Source organism: Streptomyces racemochromogenes, assembly GCF_044129415.1.
Taxonomy (GTDB): Bacteria; Actinomycetota; Actinomycetes; order Streptomycetales; family Streptomycetaceae; genus Streptomyces; species Streptomyces racemochromogenes_A.
This window is the reverse complement of sequence record NZ_JBBDHD010000005.1, coordinates 1-16,485: the sequence shown is the minus strand read 5'-3', so window position 1 is coordinate 16,485 and position 16,485 is coordinate 1. Positions and strand designations below refer to the sequence as shown.

The window sequence follows — 16,485 nt, the reverse complement described above, 5'->3', positions numbered from 1 at the left end:
CTTTCTACGTACGGGGCTCGGAGACCCGGAAGGCGTGCGGGAACTCTCGGAGGTAGGCGCCGTCGAGCTCCTCGTCCGGGATCGCGAGGAAACGGGTGAGTGCCTTGTCGCACGCTGCGACGACGGCGCAGAGGCAGATGGCCCCCCCGAGGACGAGGAGCGCCCAGCGCTCTCCCGAGAGTCGGGAGATCAGGCCGCTGCTGACCGAACCCAGGGGCATCACGATGCCCGAGAGGAAGGAGGCCGCGGCGACCATCCGGTTGCGGTGCGACGAGGGGGTGGCCAGCAGGCGGACCGTACCGGTGTTGACGGTCACCATGCACAGGCCCGCGCCGGACAGCATCAACAGCGCGGAGCTGCCGACGGTGAAGGCCACGGGCATGGCCGGACCGGTGGCGCCGAAGACGAGGCCCGTCCCGATGAACCCGGCCCCGAGCAGCGCGAACCCGGCCGGTACGGTACGGCGCCGCCCCAGCAGGGAGTTGCTCTTGCGGACCAGGACGGCGCTGCCGGCGATCATTCCCACGCCGAACGCCGACTCCACGATGCTCAGCACCCAGGTCTTGCCCGGGTAGTGGGCGGCGACCAGTACCGGAACGACGAGCGCGAAGACCGGGAAGAGCGCGAAGTCGACCACCATCGTGAGCAGGGCGAGCCGCCACTCGGGCACGACCCGGCGGATCGCCCGGAACCCGGCTTTGGCCTCGGTCGCCCAGCCGGTGGTGTCGGACTTCCGTGACGCGTCGGTCCGCTCACCCTCAGGCACCCTCAGCAGGGCCGCGAGAATCGCGCAGACGAGGATGACGCAGCACGTGGCACCGAGGACGGCCGAGTAGCCCAGGGGGCCGATCAGCACACCGGCCACGACCGGTCCGGCGAAGGACGACAGCGACATCATCGCGCTGCGCACGCGTACGGCGCCCGCGACGGCGGAGGCGTCCATCAGGCTGCGGATCGTGGACATCAGCAGCGGTTCCCTGAGCCCGAGACCGACGCCGAGCAGCACCACACCGAGCAGCACGGTCCACAGGTGGTAGACGCCGGCGAAGGCCAGCGCGGTCAGCACCGCGCTGACGACGGCCGACGCGAGGAAGCAGCAGAGGATGACCCGCTGCGGACGGAACCGGTCGCCGACCCAGCCCAAGGCGCCGCGGGAGAGCACGTCCGCGCCGATGCCGACTCCCATGACGAGGCCCAGCAGGGCACTGTTGCCCGTCTTGTCCAGGACCCACCACGCCACAGCGATCTCCAGGCAGCGGGTCGCCATGCTCCCGCAGAACCCGGCGGTCTGGAGCAGAGCGAAGTCGCGGACACCGGCGCCCGTGGAGCCGGCGTCCGCCGAGCCGGCGTCCGCCCGGTCCGTCCGCGCCGTCTCCGTCACTTCCCTCCGCCCGCGGCCGCGCCGGCGCCCTGGGCGAGCTCTTCGTGCTTGCGGGCCAGCGACTGCTGCACCAGGTCCCCGATGACCGTCCCGTAGGGGCGCTCGTTCAGCGCGTCCAGGCAACCGCCGAGGTACTGCGTGAGGTAGAGCGCCCGCGCGTCGTCCTGGACGTCGCCCGCGGCACGGCGCCGGCGCAGGGCGGAGGCCGCGGCGGCCGCGAAGTGCGCGGCGAGCAGGACGCCCCGGTAGGACTTGTTCGGCGTTCCGGACGGCAGCACGTAGTCGTGGGGCGCCTCGGCGGACTGGAGGTCGAACACCTCGGCGATGAAGTGGAGCCAGACGTGTGCGTGCTCGTGGATCAGCGTCTCGCGCAGGGTCTCCTCGTCGCGGAAGGCCTGCGGGCCGAGGTAGATGGTCTGCGGGATGAGCACGGAGGTGCTGCTGATGCTGGTCTGCATCCGCCGGTACCTCTTGGGCATGTGGAACAAGGTCTGCCACTCGGGCATCGCCGAAACCACCAGTTCGGAAGCCCGGGCGACCGACCCGGCCTCCTCCTCGGAGAGTTCCTCCCAGGCCACGTGCTCGGGCTTCGAGTTCGCGTGCCGATCGAAGACCTGCTCGGCCTTCGCGGGGTCGAGGTAGTCGCCGAGGCCGGGGAACGTCCCCCCGTCGGCGTTGCGCCGCACCATCGCGACGGCGGTCAGCAGGGCCTTCGGCTTGAACGTGGCGTCGTCGACGAACGGGACGCCGCCGATCTCGTCCATCAGCTCGGTGGGGTTCATGCGCGTGTCTCCTTGAGGGTCCACGGTCGGGCGACCAGGAAGGATTCGAGATCGTGTGTCTTGAGGCGGAAGCGGCCGAACGCGCGGACCTCGGCGAGCGCCGTCTCGTGGCCGAGACCGGTGAGGTGGTGGGCGAGCGCGGGGAGGGTGCGTTCGCCGTACCAGCGGTTCTTGAAGGCGTCGAGCGTCAGTTCCACCTGCTCCGCCGACAGCGCCCCGGTCGCGCCGAGGTGCTCAAGGTAGGCGCGGATGTGGACCATCGGCTCGGACACGGGCAGGAAGGGGGGTTCGAGGCCGTGCACAAGGGCGACCTCGTCGTCGGCGAACTCGGGGTCGTCGGCGAATTTCCGGAAAACCGTTCCGTAGCCGCGCATGCCGAGCGGCTCCATCTCGGCGGCACGGATCGCGCCCATCGAGCACAAGCCCCATACCTGCCAGCCCGATTCGAGGGCTTCACGCAATTCCCGGTGCCCGACTGCCGGATAGCTGTGGAAGGTACCGTCCGCCAGCAGGATCACCCCGGGGGTGGAATGCTGCGCGATCAGCCGGCGAATCGATTCCCTCCGGGCCGGCGGGTGCACCTCGATCCCGTCCTGAATCGGAACGGTCATTCCCGTCGCGGAAGGCCCGACGAACAGATGGACGTTCATCACGCGACTGCCTCCTCTGCGCGGTCCGCGGAGGACGCATGGGCCGCCAGTCGTCGGCCGACACGCTGGAGATCGTGCTGGAACGATTCCAGACCGGGTGCCAGAACCCGTACGACGTGCAGCCCGGAGCCGGCCACCGGGGTCAGGTCGACCGTCAGGAGCTGTTCGACTCCGACCCACGCGGCTCGGTCCCGCAGCAAAGTGCCCGCCGCGGAGATGGAATCCACCTCGCCGCTGTGGTCGGGGACGTCCGACATGGAAAGCAGTCCGTCACGGTCGGACACCTTGGCCCGCAACTGCGCGGTCGCCTCGGCCTCGGCCTTCCGGGCCGCCTTGTCGAAGTAGTTGTGCCGCTCGATGATGTCGTCACGCCCGCCGTGAATATGGGAGAGCCGGGACTGCGCGGCTTCGGCGATCGCGCGGACGGCCGCGATGTCACGGCTGGTGTGGAGGCCCGCGCCGAAAGCGATGGCCACCGGGGCGGTGTCGTCCGGTTCCAGCATGTAGGCCTGGAAGAACGGAAGCCCGAAGGCGTTGGCGCTGGTACGCAGCACGACCTCCAGGCCGGCGTTCCGCGCGCGGCGCACCAGCTCGGCGGCATGGCCGGACACGGTGTCGAGGTCCACCGGACGGGAGGTGTCCCGTATGAGGTGGAAGGCGTGCACGTCCCGCTCCAGCAGCTCGGCCAGCCCGTGCACCGTGGCTTCCAGCGCGGTGTTCCCGGAGCTCAGCCCGTTGGAGCTGCTGCCGAACAGGCGCGGTCCCCCGGGGCCGTGGAACGGCGCGAAGACCAGCTCGGCGGGGACGTACACGTGCTCGCCCGTGGCGAAGTCGGTGGCCGCGACGCACGGCAGTTTTTCGTCCGAGGACGCCTTGCGGCCGAGCAGGGGGCAAAGGTCGATGAAATCGAACCGCGCGGTCTTCTGACCGGCGATCTCGGAGGCGGAAAGAAAAGCAAGGTCCCGGTCCTCGGCGCGGAATTCCGCAGCGGCGAACTCGATCGCCTCCATGTACGCGCCCACGCGCGCTTCGGCCGGACGCAATCCCTTTCCCGCGTTGACGCAGAGCGAGCCGTTCTGGGCCGATGGGCGGATGCTCGCGTACACCGGGATTCCCACCCGGTCCAACCACGTCGTATCCGTAACCCGCGTTATTCCAAGCTGCGGTGCGATTGCCTGAGCCTTAGCCAAGGTTTCCTCAAGCGAACACTCGCGCAGGCTGGAAGTCATCCGATGCATGCCAGACCGGCCTTCCCTGCTGTTGCCCGTGCCAAGAAACGCGGCCAGGCCCGGAAGGGGCCTGGCCGCAGAGAACCTACGAAGCTCAGGCCTCGTTGAGGTTGTTCGCCTGGTGCGCGACGAAACCGGCGCGCATGACACCCTCGTCGTTCACGAGCATGGAGAAGCGCTCGCTGGTCTCCTCGTCGAGAAACAGGGAGGTGTCAACGTTCTGTTCCTGCTCCATGGCAGTTCCTTCCGTTAGGCCAATAACGAACGAGTAAAGGGCGGATGCAAGGCATCTTCCGATTACCGGACGGTAGAGTTTCAAGATCGAAAGTCACTGTCAAGCGAATTCGGCCGCCGCGGCGAGCGGCCAGACGCGCTCGACACCGGGCAAACCGACCGGTATCGAACAGTGAGATCCGGTCACGTTCCCGATACATGCATGTCATGACGTGTTCACGATCAATCCGGCGTCGTAGCCGAGCCGGCCGGCGGTTCGACGAGCAGGATCCAAGGCCGTGGCGGCCGTGCGCCCGTGGAAATCTCCTGGATGGACACCCGACTGGGATGGGAGTGACGGAAGGAGCGCCGTTCCCGGCGGGCCGGCCGCTCCAGGACGATGGCCGGCCGGCAACGCCGTGAACAAACTTGATCAAGCCACTTCCGCCCCCGCGTGAGCCCGTGTGCGGTTTCTCTTCGTTACCCCCGCCCGGTTTGGCCAACCGGACCGGATTGTTGGGTCTGCGGACCGGAACGTCGGCGGCGGCTGCCGCGCCGCCCCCAGGCAGGTCCGGCAGCCTCGTCTCGGTGACCGGCAGTGGGGGCAGGTCCTCACCGTCACCGCGGGTGGGCGGCGCACCTGCCGTACAGCGGACCGTGATGCGCGACGGGGCCGCGCCCCCGGCCGTCTCGGGCAGTCCTGCGCAGGTCACGGTGCGTGGACAGGTCGCACGGACCTCCCTGCCGCGCGGCCGGCCGGGAGGGGTGCTCACATCAGCAGGCGCAGCGCTGTCGCCGCGATACCCAGTCGTACGCTCTGACCCCAGGTCAGCTGCAGGGCATCCGCCTCCATGCCGTCGCCGAAGACCACGATCCGGTCGGACTCCACCGTCAGCCGCAGCCCCTCGCGCTGGTCCAGATGGCCGCCGACCCTCGTGGTTCCGGTCACGGGCGACGGCCAGGCTTCGCGGACGAACCACAGGAGTCGGCGGTCCGACGGGGCGGGGAGCTGCGCCGTGCTGCCGCGTTCCAGCCACAGGGAGCGCAGCCAGCCGGTGGCGCCGGTGCCGGTGCCGACGAGTACGCCGGAGGACGCCTGGGCCTCGCCCGGACCTTCTTCACCGTCGGGGCCCAGGCGGTAGCGGGCCGTCTGATGGCCGGGGGAGCCCAGGTAGATCTCGTTCAGCGCGAGGAGGCGCTGGGTGTCGTCGGCAACGGCCTCGACCATGGTCAGGTCTTCCGTCGGCCCCCCGCCGGCCGCGGCGCGCAGGAGCGCGGCCGTGTCGGTGCAGCGGTGACGGACCAGGACTCCGGGGTTGCGTCCCGGGTCGGTGTCGATGCCGACAACGGGCTGTCCGGCGAGGTACTTCGCGGTGTTGGCGACCAGGCCGTCCTGCCCGACCACGACCACCACGTCCTCCGGCGCGAACAGGAAGCGGTCCAGGTCCGCCCGTTCCACCTGGGAGGTGCGCCAGGTGAGCGGCACCGCCGCCGCCACCTCGCGCAGCGCCTGCCGGGTCCGGTGGTGGCGGCCGACCACGTCGTCGATCGAGCGGCCCCGGCTGGAGAGGAAGAACGCCGCCTGTCCGTGCGTCCCGTGCCGGTCGATCAGCTCCTCGTACTCGGTCCTGCGGTGCACGAGCACCGCCCGGGGTGCCAGGCTCACGCGTCCGCCCCGGCATCCGGGCGCCCGAGCCTGCCCAGGAGGCCGGTGAGGACGTCCGGAGTGAGCGTGATGCTCTCGACGCGCGGCAGGTTCTCCGCCAGCCGGGTCGCCGCCAGGGCGTACAGCGTGCCCGCGCCGGCCTCGTCGTGCACCCGCAGCCACGAAGCCTGGGACTCGGCCCGTGCCGACCCGGTCTCGCGCGCCGCTGCGGCGTCCGCCTGGGCCAGACGGACCTTGCGCGCCGCCTCGGCCTCGGTCCGTACGCTGTCGGCCGCCGCCGCCTCCTCCGCCTCCCGACGGGAGTTGACGCCCCGCTGCTCGATCAGCTGCTCCTCACGCCGGGCCAGTTCGATCTGACTGTCCAGCTCGTTCTCGGCGATCGCGCGCTCCCGCTCGACGGCGACGGCCCGCCGTTCGTAGGTGGCCCGGTCCGCCTCCTGCTGGATCTGCTCGCGGGCCGGGGTGCGCAGGGCGCGCTCCACCTCGGCCTCGGGCCGGATCGCGACGACGCGTACGGCCACCACGTCGATGCCCGTGTCCGGGAGCCGGGGCTCGGCGGCGAGACCGGCGGCGACGCTCTGCCGCACGGAGGCGACCCCGTCCACCAGAGCCACGGCCAGGGGGGTCCGGGCCAGCACGTCCAGCGTGTGCTGCTGAGCGGTCTCGGTGAGGAGGGTGGAGATCTGCTCCAGGGGCGCGCCGCGCCAGCTGCCGTTGTCCGGGTCAACGGAGAAGTCGAGCCGGTCCGCCGCCACGGCCGGGTCGCTGATCCGGTAGGTGACGGTGGCCTGCACCGTGACGTCCTGGAAGTCGGCCGTACGGGCGTGGAACGCCATGGCCAGCTCCCGGTCGTCGACGGGCACTTCGGACAGCGCCGCCGACAGCGACCGGTACCAGAAGCTGAGCCCACGGCCGTCGTGGACGAGGCGGCCGCGCTTGTGGTGGCGGATGTGGGTGGTGGGCGCGGAGCGCAGGTGACGCCAGCCGAAGCGACGGGTGATGTCGGCCATGGTGGGAACCCCCTTGATTTCGTCATCATGACGCTAACCAGTTGCCCACATATCGTCAAGAGGACGAAAAGAGCCCTCCCCGGAGGGGGATTCGCGGCTTCGCGGCGATCCGGATCACCGGCCGGGGCGGGGCCGGGACGGCGGCTCCCAGCACCGCCTCGACTCGGCGGTTGCCGGTCACGGCCGCCGTGACGACGGTGACGACGAGGAGGCCGGCGGCGGCATGGGTCGGGCCCTTCCGAGCCTTTTCCTGGATCGGGGAGTTCCAGCACCAGGCCACACCGTCAGCCCGCCCCGGGAACATCAGAAGGGGCGTCACCGCGAGCCTCATCGGGACCACCATCGGTGCAGCCTCCGCGAGCGACGGTGAAGAGAACGCCACGTCGGTCCGAGGCCTGCCGCCGGCCCCCTGACCGCTTCGGGAGGCGGCTACCGACGTGCCCGCAGTGTGCGTTCGTGCGCTCCCTGTGGCGCCGGGGCTCGCTGGGCCATCCTGGCGTCATGGCGATCCTCCCGAAGGCCCCATGCCCCTAAGAGATCGTCTCAACTGGCTTGCTTACTAGGGCCTGTCCGACGGCAGGCCCTGGTGCCTGTCCAAGAGGGTTTCGGGCTTGCGCTTTCCGTTGCGGCAACTTCTACGGTCATGTGTGTGGCCGGAGAGACCGGCCCGGCGAAGGAGGCACCGGCATGGCCTGGTCGATCGCGGAGGTGGCGCGGATGTCCAAGGTGACCTCGCGGACGCTGCGGCACTACGACGAGATCGGCCTGCTGCCGCCCGCATGGATCGGGAGCAACGGGCACCGCTACTACGAGGAGGCCGATCTGCTGCGGTTGCAGCAGATCCTGCTGATGCGGGAGCTGGACCTGGGGCTGCGCGAGATCCAGGCGGTCCTGGACACCCAGCTCGACCAGGTGGTCGTGCTCCGTGAGCACCACCAACGGTTGCTCACGGAACGGGACCGGCTGGAGACGCTGGCCCGTACGGTCGGCCGCACCATCGCCGAACTGGAAGAAGGTAGGGACAACGGGAAGATGACGAAGATCAACAAGCCGGAGAACCTGTTCGAGGGGTTCCAGGCCCCCTCCGAGGCCGAGGCCGAGGTGCGGGAGCGGTGGCCGCAGGCGTGGGAGCAATCCCGGCAGGCAGCCGAGGCGATGACCTCCGAGGACACGGAGCGCTGGCAGCGTGAGGTGACGGCGCAGATGATCCGTATGGCGGAGTTCATGGTGGCCGGCACGCCGGTCTCCGACCCCGCGGTACAGGCCGAGGTGGACGCCAACTACCAGCAGATCTGTCGGTTCTGGACCCCGAACGCGGCCGCGTACAAGGGAGTGGGCCAGGCCTATGTCAACGACCCGCAGATGCGGGCCAACTTCGACAAGATCGCCGAAGGTCTCGCCGTCTACCAGCGCGATGCGATGACCGTGTACGCCGATGCGCGGCTGAGCTGACCGCACGCGCCTAAGGGCCACCCATCGGACACGCTCTAGGCTGGCGGTCGTGATGGCGATGGTGGATCGGCTGGTTCCGGACAGGTTGTGGGAATTGTTTCAGCGGGTGGTCCCGGCCGCTCCGGTACGGCCTCAAGGCGGTGGTCGACGCCGGTATGGCGACCGGCAGGTGCTGGCAGCCATTGTGTTCGTGGCCACCACGGGCTGTACCTGGCGCCAACTACCACCGGGCTTTGGCCCGTCCGGACCGACGGCACACCGACGGTTCACCGAGTGGAGCCGGGCCCGGGTCTGGGCCAAGCTCCACCGGCTAGTCCTGGACGAGCTCGGCGCACGCGGCGCCCTGGATTGGTCGCGGTGTGCGATCGACTCGGTGAACATGCGGGCAGCGAAAGGGGGGACCTAACGGGTCCGAATCCCGTAGATCGCGGCAAGAAGGGTTCGAAGATCCACTTGATCACCGAGCGGACCGGTCTGCCCCTCTCCATCGGCATCTCCGCTGCCAACACCCATGACAGCCAAGGCTTGGAGCCCTTGGTGCGTGGCATCCCGCCCATCCGCTCCCGCCGTGGGCCCCGTCGGCGACGGCCCGCCAAACTCCACGCCGACAAGGGCTACGACTACGACTACCTGCGCCGATGGCTCCGGTCCCGGAACATCACTCCGCGCATCGCCCCGCAAGGGCATCGAGTCCTCTCAGCGTCTGGGCCGGCACCGTTGGACCGTGGAGCGGACAGTTGCGTGGCTGTCCGGGTGTCGCCGCCTGCACCGTCGCTATGAACGCAAAGCGGAACACTTCCTGGCCTTCGCCGGGATCGCCGCGGCGCTCATGTGCTTCCGACGCCTCTCGCAGCAGGTCTGAGGCAGCGGCACCGCCGCTACGGGACGTTCCAGGCGGCGATGAACGGCTGCCCGTCCTCGGTGGCCAGGAAGCTGAGCGTGCCTGGATGAGGATGGCCGAGCAGTCGGCTGGCGGAGGCGTCGAGGCCGAGCCAACGCACCGTGAGCACGCGGGCCAGATGACCATGCGCGACGACGGCGACATCGCCGTCCTCCAGCAGCGGCCGGATCCGGTCCAGCACCGCGTCCGTGCGCGCTGCCACCTGCTGGAGCTGCTCGCCAGGATGGTCGTCGTCGCCGGGAATGACGCCGTCCCGCCACAGGTCCCAACCCGGCTTCATCTCCTGGATCTGCGCCGAGGTCAGGCCCTCGTAGCCGCCGTAGTCCCACTCCAACAGATCGGGATCGGGCCGGACGCCGACCAGGCCCGCCAGCTCGCCCGTCCGCATAGCGCGGCTCAGCGGGCTACTGAAAACCGCCACCAGATGGCGTCGTGCCAACCTCGGAGCGAGCTCCTTCGCCGCGGCCTCACCCGCGTCAGTCAGCGGAACGTCGGTACGGCCAGCGTGCTGGCCCGACAGGCTCCATTCAGTCTGGCCATGCCTGATCACTATCAGCTCACCCATGGCCGCGCACGATATCTGATCACGCGACACGGCCGACCACTCCTCGCCTTCGCCGCCACCGCCCGCACCCTCATCTGCGACGGCTGACTCACCAACTGAGATGACCTCTAAAAGGCAGCGGCGTCGGCTGCGGTGGAAGAAGGGCTCTTCCAGGGATGAGGGTCAGGGGGCATCTTTCCAAGTCCCCACAGCAACAACGAGGGGTCCGCGAAGGTCGCCGGGTCCCGCCCTCCCGCCGGTGCTGCAGTACGTCCCGTACGGGCTCTTCGATCCGGTCCGGCAATATCTCGACGTCGTCCTTTGACTGACCACTGCTACCGGGACCGGACTGCCGAGGCGCCCTGCAGCAGCAGTCGTGGGAGCGTGGTCGCCGCAGTCCTCACGGGGCGTCCCCCCGCCCGCCGACACTCGGCGGCCGCACAGAGCTGCTGGCGCCGGGGCGCGCAGCTCACACTGGGATGGGCCGCCGAGTCGCAGCGCTTCGCGGTTCCGGACCGGGTCCCCGTCTACCCCTCTCTGCCCCGACGTTCCGTAACCAGCACCGAACCAGCTCGGGAGTGCGCACTGAACGAGCCACCCATGGCCCTGTGGTGGTGTTGCACACAGGACGGCGGTCGATTGTGATGGCCCGCCACATATGCCGCTGATCGGGGGACTTCTACGTTGTGGCGACACCCGACGTCCCCGCAGACCCCCTGGAAGTGGTGCACATGGTCTCCCCCGCAGCGAGCAGAACCAGCCCGTCCGGCATACGCAGGATCGTTGCCGCCAGCCTGATCGGGACCACCATCGAGTGGTACGACTTCTTCCTCTACGGTTCCGCCGCCGCCCTCGTCTTCAACACGCTGTTCTTCCCCGCCAGCGATCCCCTCGTCGGGACCCTGCTGGCGTTCCTCACCTATGCCGTCGGGTTCGCCGCGCGGCCGCTCGGCGGGGTCGTGTTCGGGCACTTCGGGGACCGGATCGGGCGGAAGCGGCTGTTGGTGGTGAGTCTGCTGATGATGGGCGGGGCCACCTTCGCCATCGGGCTGCTGCCCACCCACGCGAGCGTCGGCGGTCTCGCGCCCGTGCTGCTGACCCTGCTGCGGCTGGTGCAGGGGTTCGCGCTGGGCGGGGAGTGGGGCGGGGCCGTGCTGCTGGTCGCCGAGCACGGGGACGACCGCAGCCGGGGGTTCTGGGCCTCGTGGCCGCAGGCCGGCGCGCCCGGCGGGAACCTGCTCGCGACCGGGGTGCTGGCGCTGCTGGCCGCCGTGCAGTCGGACGCGGCGTTCCTCGCCTGGGGGTGGCGGGTTCCGTTCCTGCTGTCCGGGGTGCTGGTGGTGGTCGGACTGTGGATACGGGTCTCGGTGTCGGAGTCGCCGGCCTTCCTGGAGACGCGGGCCCGGGCCGAGGCCGAGGCGGCGGAGGGGCTGCGCCGACGGACGCCGGTCGTCGAGGTGTTCCGCACCCACGGGCGGGACGTGGTCACGGCCATGGGGGTGCGGCTCGGGGAGAACGTCTCGTACTACGTCCTCACCGCCTTCCTGCTCGTGTACGTCACCGCGCACCTGCACCTGCCGAAGTCGGACGCCCTCAACGCCGTGCTGATCGGCTCGGCCGTGCACTTCGCGACCATCCCGCTGTGGGGGGCGCTGTCGGACCGGGTCGGGCGGCGGGCGGTGACGCTCGTGGGGTCGGTCGGGATGGCCGGGTGGGCGTTCGCGTTCTTCGCGCTGCTCGACTCGCGGTCCTTCGCCGTGATCGCCGTCGCCGTCACCGCCGGCCTGCTGCTGCACGGGGCGATGTACGGGCCGCAGGCGGCGTTCATCTCGGAGATGTTCGACACCCGGGTGCGGTACTCGGGCGCGTCGATGGGCTCCCAGCTGGCCTCGCTGCTCGGCGGGGCGCTCGCGCCGATCGTCGCCGTCGAGCTGCTCACCTCGTACGGGTCCTCCGTGCCGGTGTCCCTGTACCTGTGCGCGGCGGCGCTGGTCACGACGATCGCCGCGGTCGCCGCCCGGGAGACCAGGGGCCGCAGCCTCACCGGTGCGCCGAAGGGTGCGCGGGCGGCCGCGGCCGGTACCCCGAGCGGGCGTTGAGCGGGCGGCCCGTATGCTCGGCGGCGTGACCGACGCGAGGCTACGGGAGCTGCTCGGGCTGCTGGCCCAGGGCGCGCCGGCCGAGGAGTTCTCCCGGCCGGCCGCGTCCGCGCGCGCCGCGGGTGCGTCCGCCGCCGAGGTGGCCGCGCTGGAGGAGGCCACCGCGGTGGCGTTGGAGATCCACCGGACGCTGGCCCAGCACCGGACGCGCGAGGCGGAGCTGACCGCGCTGTTCGACACGGCCGGCGACCTCGCCGCGCTGCGGGACCTGGATGCGGTGCTGCGGGCGATCACCCACCGGGCCAAGCAGCTGCTGCACACCGATGTCACGTACCTGTCGCTGAACGACGAGGCCGCCGGCGACACGTTCATGCGGGTCACCGACGGTTCGGTGTCGGCGGCGTTCCAGCAGTTGCGGCTCGGCATGGGCGAGGGCCTGGGCGGGCTGGTCGCGCAGACCGCCCGCCCCTACGCCACGGGCGACTACCAGCGCGACCCGCGTTTCCGGCACACCGGCCCCATCGACAGCGCGGTCGGCGAGGAGGACCTGCACGCCATCCTGGGGGTGCCGCTGCGCCTGGGTCCGCGGGTGATCGGGGTGTTGTTCGCCGCCGACCGCAGCCCGCGCGAGTTCAGCCCGCGGGAGGTGGCGCTGCTGTCCTCGCTGGCCGACCACGCGGCCATCGCCATCGACGGGGCCCGGCTGCTGGAGGAGACCCGCCGGGCGCTGGCCGAGCTGGGGGTGGCCTCGCGCACCATCCAGGAGAACAGCGACGCGCTGCGCCGGGCGGAGGAGGCGCACGACCGGCTGACCGGTCTGGTCCTGCGCGGCGGGGACCTGGGCGAGGTGGCGGCAGCCATCGGCGCACTGCTCGACGGGGGCACCCTCGTCCACGACGCCGACGGGACGGAGCTGGCCCGCTCGCGCAGCCGCCCGCTGGCTCCGCCCGCCCGGGCGGTGACCGCCTCCCGGAGCAGTGGCCGGGCGGTCGCCGACGGCGGTACGTGGGTGTGCGCCGTACTGGCCGGCCCCGAGCTGCTGGGCAGCGTCACGCTGACCGGGCGGCCCGGTCTGGACGAGGCGGGGCGGCGGCTGTTCGAACGGGCCGCGATGGTCACGGCCCTGCTCCTGCTCCTGCGGCGGTCGGTGGCGCAGACCGAGGACCGGATCCGCGGGGAGCTGCTCGGCGACCTGCTCGGCCCGTCCGGTGATCCGGCGGGGCTGGCCGAACGGGCGCGCCGGCTGGGGGTCGATCTGGGCCTGCCGCACGCCCTGTTCGTCCTGCACAGCGACGCCGCCCCGCGCCCGCGCCTGCTCGCGGCCGCCGCGCACCAGGCCCGGGAGCGCCGGGGCCTGGCGGGGGTCCACCACGACCACGCCGTGCTGCTGGCCCCGTCGGCCGACCCGGGCGCGGACGCCGCCGGACTGGCGGGGGCGCTCGGGCGGGCCGTGGGCGCTGCGGTGACGGTCGGTGCGGCGCGGGCCGAGGGGGGTCCGGGCGTGCTGCCCGCCGCGCACGCGGAGGCCCTGCGCTGTATGACGACGCTGTGCGCGCTGGGCCGGGCGGGTGACGGCAGCACGCTCGCGGAGCTGGGGTTCATCGGCGTACTGCTGGGGGACCGGCCGGACCTGTCCGGGTACGTCCGGGCGGCGCTCGGGCCGGTACTGGACTACGACGCGCGGCGCGGCAGCGACCTGCTCCACACCCTGCGGGTCTACTTCGCCTCGGGCATGAGCCAGGCCCGGGCCAAGGAGGTGCTCCACGTGCACGTGAACACCGTCGTGCAGCGTCTGGAACGCATCGGCCGGCTCCTCGGGCCGGACTGGCAGTCGCCCGACCGCGCCCTGGAGCTGCAGCTGGCCCTGCGCCTGCACCAGGTGTCCGCCCCGCCGGAGCCGGGACCCGCGTCCACCTGACGCGGCGGCGGGCCGTTTCCACCCGACGCGGCGACCCGCGCGCCGCCGTCCACCCGATGTTTGACAGGGCCTGATCATGGCTCCATGATTCCATGAGTTCCCTAGTGGATTCATGGAGAGGGGGAGCCGTGCGCGATACGACCGCATCCGCCGCGGCGGGTACCCGCTGGGCGCTGGAGGCGCGCGGGCTGGGCCGGAGGTACCGGCGCGCGTGGGCGCTGAAGGACTGTTCCTTCCGGGTGCCCGCCGGCCGGATCGCCGCCCTGGTGGGACCCAACGGGGCCGGCAAGAGCACGCTGCTGGCCCTGGCCGCCGGGCTGCTGGAGCCTTCGGCCGGCGAGGTGCGCGTCTTCGGCGCTCCCGTCACCGAGCCCGCCGCCATGGCCCGGTGGGCCTACCTCGGGCAGGACAAACCGCTGTTCAAACGGTTCACGGTGGCGGAGCACCTGCGGATGGGGCAGGAGCTGAACCCGGGCTGGGACCAGGAGGCGGCCGAGCGGATCGTGCGCTCGGGGCAGGTTCCCCTCCAGGCCCGCGCCGGGGACCTCTCGGGCGGCCAGCGGACCCGGGTGGCGTTCGCGCTCGTCTTCGGCAAGCGGCCCGGACTGCTGCTGCTGGACGAGCCGATGGCCGACCTCGACCCCGTGGCCCGGGACGAGATGGGGGCGCTGCTGCTGTCGGAGGCGGCCGAGCACGGGACGACCGTGCTGATGTCCTCGCACCTGCTGAGCGAGATCGAGGACATGTGCGACTACGTCCTCGTCCTCGACGGCGGCCGGATGCGCCTGGCGGGCGAGACCGACGAGCTGGTGCCGATGCACACCCTGGTCAGCGGGGTGACGGAGCAGGACGGTCCGCCCGCTTCCCTGAACACCCACACCGTCGTCGAGGTGCGCACCGCCGGGCGCCACTTCTCCGCCCTGGTACGCCGGGAGGGCCCGCTGGACCCCGCGTGGCAGTTGTCGGAGCCGAGCACGGAAGAGGTGCTGCTCGCCTACCTCCGCTCCCCCGGCGCACCCCCGCTGCTCTCCCCCACCGCCGTCCCCTGCCACCGGAAGGAGGCCTCGGCATGACCGCCCCCGCCCCGGTCCGCCCGGCCGCCGCGACCGTCCGCCCGCGCCGGCTGCGCGGACTCGCCTGGCTCCTCGTACACCAGCACCGGGCCGCGCTGGTCCTGTGCGCGGCCGCGACCGTCCTCGGCTCGGCCTGGATGCTCTACCAGCGGGCCGCGGTACTGGACACCCTGCACTCCGCGGGGTGGCCCGCCCGGCCCGTCGACTCCCTGGCCCCGGAGACCGCCGACCGGGTGCGCGCCGACATCGACTCCATGGGCCGGAAGCTGGGCTGGCTGCCCCTGCTCTTCGGCGTCTTCCTCGGCGCCCCGCTCCTGGCGGCCGACCGCGAGCAGGGCACCGCGCGGCTGGTGACCACGCAGTCCGTCCCGCGGGGCCGCTGGCTGCGGTGGAAGCTGTGCTTCGCACTGGCGGCGGCGGTACTGACCACGACGGTCCTGGGCCTGCTGTACGGGTGGTGGTGGCGTTCGGCCGGGCCGCTGGCGCCCGCCGACTGGCTGAGCGGCGCGCTCTTCGACTCCAGCGCGCCGGTCCTGCCCGCGACGGCCCTGTTCACGACGTCGCTGGGCATCGCCGTCGGTGCGCTGGCGCGCCGGGCCGTGCCGGCCATGACCGTCACCTTCCTGGTGTCGGGGGCCGCCCTCTTCGCGGGCGACCTCCTCAAGGGCGGGCTGGCCACGCCCCGCCGGCTCGCCTTCCCGCTGGGCAGCCCCGAGCCGCCGGTGCTGGAACACGTCGTACAGGTGGACCAGTGGGTGGGGACCGCCTCGGGACGGCTCTACGGATGGGGCACCTGTGTGAACGATCCAGCGCCGGACGGCTGCCGGGCGGCGCGCGGCATCGTCGACTCGGTCTGGGAGTACTTCGGCCGGGACCAGATGGCGGGCATGCAGTGGATCGCCGCCGGGGTGCTGCTGGGGCTGAGCGCCGTCCTCGTGGGGTCGGTCCTGCGGTGGAGCCGGCGCGGGGCCCTGTGAGCCGGTGCGGCTCCGGGCTCGGCCCGTCCACGACCTAGGCTGTACCGGAATCCCGATTGACCAAGGAGGCGGGCACGTGGTCGTGTTTCGCATCGAGCGCCGCAGCGGCCTGCCCGCCTACCTCCAGATCGTCCAGCAGGTGGAGCAGGCGCTGCGCATGGGCGCGCTCGCCGAAGGGGACAAGCTGCCCACGGCGGCTCAGGTGGCGGCCACCACGAAGGTCAACCCGAACACCACCCTCAAGGCGTACCGGGAGCTGGAGCGCTCCGGGCTGGTCGAGGTGAGGCAGGGCTCGGGGACGTTCATCACCCGCTCCCTGGCCACCCCGCAGACGGCGCCGGAGTCCCCGCTGCGGGCCCGGCTCGGGGAGTGGATACGGGAGGCGCGCGAGCAGGGGCTGACGGCCCGCGACCTGAGCACCCTGTTCGACACCGTGCTCGCCGAGAACTATCCGGCGGCCGGCCCGTGACGCGGCGCAGAACCGGCGAGGGGGGGGGGGGCGGCCCCCCCCGCTCCGGGGGGGGGGGGCCGGGCCCGGGCCCGGCGCCCCGCGGCGCGGGGGGGGTGGGGGCGGGCGGGGCGGGGGGGGG

At 71.8% G+C, this 16,485-nt stretch carries 15 protein-coding genes and 1 pseudogene; 7 read left to right on the top strand and 9 right to left on the bottom strand.

The genetic code is table 11. The features are described from left to right. Window positions 1–4 precede the first annotated feature (4 nt). The 8 genes from WDV06_RS03230 to WDV06_RS03195 form a co-directional block, all read right to left on the bottom strand. On the bottom strand, window positions 5–1,381 hold the full coding sequence (locus tag WDV06_RS03230; RefSeq protein WP_395508048.1) for an MFS transporter: 1,377 nt from the start codon (window positions 1,379–1,381) through the stop codon (window positions 5–7). Beyond that, window positions 1,378–2,163, bottom strand: a complete 786-nt coding sequence (locus tag WDV06_RS03225; RefSeq protein ID WP_395508047.1) for an aKG-HExxH-type peptide beta-hydroxylase — start codon at window positions 2,161–2,163, stop codon at window positions 1,378–1,380. The genes WDV06_RS03230 and WDV06_RS03225 overlap by 4 nt, the downstream gene beginning before the upstream one ends. Continuing rightward, window positions 2,160–2,813: a TfuA-like protein gene (locus tag WDV06_RS03220; RefSeq protein WP_395508046.1), complete on the bottom strand. Its 654-nt coding sequence runs from the start codon at window positions 2,811–2,813 to the stop codon at window positions 2,160–2,162. Before WDV06_RS03220 ends, WDV06_RS03225 begins: the two co-directional genes overlap by 4 nt. Continuing rightward, window positions 2,813–4,042 carry a YcaO-like family protein gene (locus WDV06_RS03215; protein ID WP_395508045.1) on the bottom strand — a complete coding sequence of 410 codons (1,230 nt, stop codon included), beginning with the start codon at window positions 4,040–4,042 and terminating at the stop codon, window positions 2,813–2,815. Before WDV06_RS03215 ends, WDV06_RS03220 begins: the two co-directional genes overlap by 1 nt. Window positions 4,043–4,136: 94 nt before the next feature. Then, a complete protein-coding gene (locus tag WDV06_RS03210) occupies window positions 4,137–4,277 on the bottom strand; it encodes a hypothetical protein (protein WP_185910836.1) in 141 nt (46 codons plus the stop codon). A gap of 747 nt (window positions 4,278–5,024) precedes the next feature. Further along, a complete protein-coding gene (locus tag WDV06_RS03205; protein WP_395508044.1) occupies window positions 5,025–5,921 on the bottom strand; it encodes a hypothetical protein in 897 nt (298 codons plus the stop codon). Then, window positions 5,918–6,931: an SPFH domain-containing protein gene (locus tag WDV06_RS03200; RefSeq protein ID WP_395508043.1), complete on the bottom strand. Its 1,014-nt coding sequence runs from the start codon at window positions 6,929–6,931 to the stop codon at window positions 5,918–5,920. Before WDV06_RS03200 ends, WDV06_RS03205 begins: the two co-directional genes overlap by 4 nt. 55 nt (window positions 6,932–6,986) lie before the next feature. Beyond that, window positions 6,987–7,262, bottom strand: a complete 276-nt coding sequence (locus WDV06_RS03195) for a hypothetical protein (protein WP_395508042.1) — start codon at window positions 7,260–7,262, stop codon at window positions 6,987–6,989. A 356-nt stretch (window positions 7,263–7,618) separates the two neighbouring features. On the opposite strand from WDV06_RS03195, the gene WDV06_RS03190 reads away from it, so the two are divergent. Further along, window positions 7,619–8,383 carry a MerR family transcriptional regulator gene (locus WDV06_RS03190; RefSeq protein WP_395508041.1) on the top strand — a complete coding sequence of 255 codons (765 nt, stop codon included), beginning with the start codon at window positions 7,619–7,621 and terminating at the stop codon, window positions 8,381–8,383. Between the two features lie 58 nt (window positions 8,384–8,441). Next, window positions 8,442–9,245, top strand: a pseudogene (locus WDV06_RS03185) (IS5 family transposase). 16 nt (window positions 9,246–9,261) lie between these two features. On the opposite strand, the gene WDV06_RS03180 reads toward WDV06_RS03185, so the two are convergent. Further along, window positions 9,262–9,849 (bottom strand): histidine phosphatase family protein, encoded by a 588-nt coding sequence (locus tag WDV06_RS03180; protein ID WP_395508040.1) that lies wholly within the window; start codon window positions 9,847–9,849, stop codon window positions 9,262–9,264. A 710-nt stretch (window positions 9,850–10,559) separates the two neighbouring features. Here WDV06_RS03180 and WDV06_RS03175 point away from each other — a divergent pair. From WDV06_RS03175 to WDV06_RS03155, 5 genes are all read left to right on the top strand, one after another. Further along, window positions 10,560–11,927, top strand: a complete 1,368-nt coding sequence (locus tag WDV06_RS03175; protein ID WP_395508148.1) for an MFS transporter — start codon at window positions 10,560–10,562, stop codon at window positions 11,925–11,927. A gap of 13 nt (window positions 11,928–11,940) precedes the next feature. After that, on the top strand, window positions 11,941–13,845 hold the full coding sequence (locus WDV06_RS03170; protein WP_395508039.1) for a helix-turn-helix domain-containing protein: 1,905 nt from the start codon (window positions 11,941–11,943) through the stop codon (window positions 13,843–13,845). A 128-nt stretch (window positions 13,846–13,973) separates the two neighbouring features. Next, window positions 13,974–14,918, top strand: coding sequence for an ABC transporter ATP-binding protein (locus WDV06_RS03165; protein ID WP_395508038.1), 945 nt, complete (start codon window positions 13,974–13,976; stop codon window positions 14,916–14,918). Continuing rightward, complete coding sequence (locus WDV06_RS03160; protein WP_395508037.1) at window positions 14,915–15,895, top strand: ABC transporter permease; 981 nt, start codon at window positions 14,915–14,917, stop codon at window positions 15,893–15,895. Before WDV06_RS03165 ends, WDV06_RS03160 begins: the two co-directional genes overlap by 4 nt. A gap of 76 nt (window positions 15,896–15,971) precedes the next feature. Next, complete coding sequence (locus tag WDV06_RS03155) at window positions 15,972–16,364, top strand: GntR family transcriptional regulator (RefSeq protein WP_395508036.1); 393 nt, start codon at window positions 15,972–15,974, stop codon at window positions 16,362–16,364. Window positions 16,365–16,485 lie beyond the last annotated feature (121 nt).